At 45.0% G+C, this 2,462-nt stretch carries 2 protein-coding genes and 1 pseudogene; all 3 read right to left on the bottom strand.

Going from position 1 to position 2,462, the window contains the following annotated elements; genetic code table 11:
- A pseudogene (locus BFG58_RS24195) lies at positions 1-319 on the bottom strand (hypothetical protein); the annotation flags it as partial.
- A 721-nt stretch (positions 320-1,040) separates the two neighbouring features.
- Entirely contained in the window at positions 1,041-1,346 is a 306-nt protein-coding gene (locus BFG58_RS12315; protein ID WP_069719885.1) for a hypothetical protein, read from the bottom strand.
- On the bottom strand, positions 1,343-2,462 hold a 1,120-nt coding region (locus BFG58_RS24325), incomplete at its 5' end, for a VENN motif pre-toxin domain-containing protein (protein ID WP_254665201.1). The genes BFG58_RS24325 and BFG58_RS12315, both read right to left, overlap by 4 nt.

Below are 2,462 nucleotides of genomic sequence, written 5' to 3'. Positions count from 1 at the left end.
TCTCATCATCCGTCATGTTTCCGGCTACATTGGGTTTCAAGCCCTGATCTGAATCATCCGAAGAACATGCACGCCCAAAGCTACACTGAGTGGCTTTATCAACTGCATCAAACAGATCATCCACAGCTAACGTTATTTTGTCATTAGCGTTTTTGGTGACCTGATCTCCCGGGTTTACCGGAACCCCGGGAACAGGCACCGGAACCGGAGGTGCAATACCCAGCGTGTTATTCTCAACAACAACTCGATCCGACACGGCTATTGAGAACGAACACACTACCGCCCCGGTGAAGATCACCAGGCCCAGTAACAACCCCATCAGCCTTTTGGGCAGACAGCATCATAACCCATGTTTACTTTATGGGTTATGTCGTTTTGAGCTTCTCTTCAGGGATTTAGCGGGATTATACGAGTACAGGTGAGATAAGGCGGGAGAGGCCTCTACGGACATCAACTCTGGCTGTATTGCCCGGCTATCGTGCCTGACTTTTTTCACTGTAACTATTTCCCAGACCATGGCATTACCGTTGCAGTTTGAATGCACTAGTCTTTTGTTGTTAATGTTTTTTATTTAAAGGATTTTTTCGAGTTATTTATATTAATATTATTCGTATTTTTCGCAGAGTCGTCAATAATATTTATGGGATTCGCACCAGATTCACCGGCTAAAAAATGGCGACTCTGACCCCCTTAAAAATCAGAGTACACTCCAGAGTGTACTCTGCCTTAAGCCTTGTCTCACAAGGGGAGAGTCTAGTTAGAGTGTAGAGTCGACTCTGATTAGAGTCTATACAGAGTCGCCAACGACTCTGTATTTTAATTCAGAGTTAAAAACATAACCCTGTATTTTATGCAACCCATTAAAATAAAAAGAAAATCATGCGAGATAAAATCTTGCGAGGTGTGTGGGAATTTTAAGACAGGAAGCAGACCATTGTAAAATAATCTACCGGGATGGATTTAATAATTGTCGAATAGTATTGTGGAGCAAAAAAATCCCGCCACTTATGGCGGAATTTATTGAATTGATAAAATAATAATTACTCTATGCGACCTTCTTCTTTTAGAATTTCCAAGAAGCGTTTATAAGCAATTTCATCGCCTTCAAGTAGATCATCAAGCAATTTCTCTTTGATAAGTGCTGAATGGTAAATACCACATCCACTATTAGCAAAATAAGTGAAATCACCTGATAAATCAGATTCAATGATCTCGACATCTTTAGCTTTATATGCCAACAATCCTCTATAGCCTTTGGAGTGACCAAGGAAATAAAGGTTGTCTTTTATCCAATACATCGCAAATACTTCAATCATTGTATCGGAACGTTGTGTTTTTATTTTCACTTTGTGTCTCTTAATGATGGCCCCGGCTGTAAAGGATTAGCCTGTGGTGTTGTTATTTTCATGTCATACGCTTTACCAGTATTCGAGTTGTACTGGTAATGTATTGTGATATTAGAACCATCCGGCAACTCATGAGTAACTTGCATCTTTTGAAAGCCCGCAGAACTTGGGAATCGAGGATCGTTATTCATTCCATCAAGTGGTTGTCCTTTCGCAGGATTGGCCTTAACATCATTCCATAAAATTTTCTCATTCAAATCCCTCGGATAAGGGTTCTGTATTCCTTTAGCTGTTGTGATCGTTTCGGCATTTCTGATCAACTGTTGCTGCTCTTTTGTCAGCGAAGACAAACCAGAACCAGAACTACCGGAAGTTGGTTTCTCGATAGTCAGAGCATAGATAACGCTAGCCAGTATTCCTTTTTTGAGATTGTCTTCATGTAATTGCGTATTGTTAGTTACTGGCTCAAGCTCACTAATAGAGTAAGCAGTCAACTCTTGGCATTTCGCAGTACAGTCGGGCGATGCAGCGAGTGTTTTCAGGTCTGCCAGCACCTCCTTCTGATCTTTTATCGAAATCCCTGTCGATAATGCCTGTTTCTGCTGCTCAACATCGAGTTTTTTCAGCCCGGCGATGAGTGCCTCTTTCTCAGTATCGGTTTTAGCCCTGGCATATTGCTCAGTGAACGTCTTGATATCCTTGCTGCTCAGATAGTTATTCTCAACCGTCGTTTTGCCCGCCTGAGCCGCCGCTACCGCGTTCGCGCTGCTGTCTCCGACAAGCCCACCAGCCAGGCCAGAAGCCAGTGTCGCCAGCGCAGATACAGCCTGTTTTTCTTCCTCGCTCAGTTCGCTGACCTGTTTGCCAAAACCGTCAACCGCAATCTTACCGGCCAGCTCACCCACCGCTGCACCGGCTGCGGCGGACGCCGCATCTCTGCCGGAAGCGGCTGCAAGTGCGGCGTTGACAACCGCATGGGCCAGCACGCGTCCCTTAAGATCCGTCTCCGGGATGGCATTCGCGATGGCATTGGCGATATACGGCGCGGCACCACCCGCAATCGCAGCTTTAATATCGCCACCTGCCAGCGCCTGAATGGCCGCCGTTGCTGCCGTG

Source organism: Enterobacter sp. ku-bf2, from assembly GCF_001742765.1.
Classification (GTDB): Bacteria; Pseudomonadota; Gammaproteobacteria; order Enterobacterales; family Enterobacteriaceae; genus Enterobacter; species Enterobacter quasiroggenkampii.
Note: the sequence above shows the minus strand (reverse complement) of the source record. Positions and strands in the feature narration are given on the sequence as shown.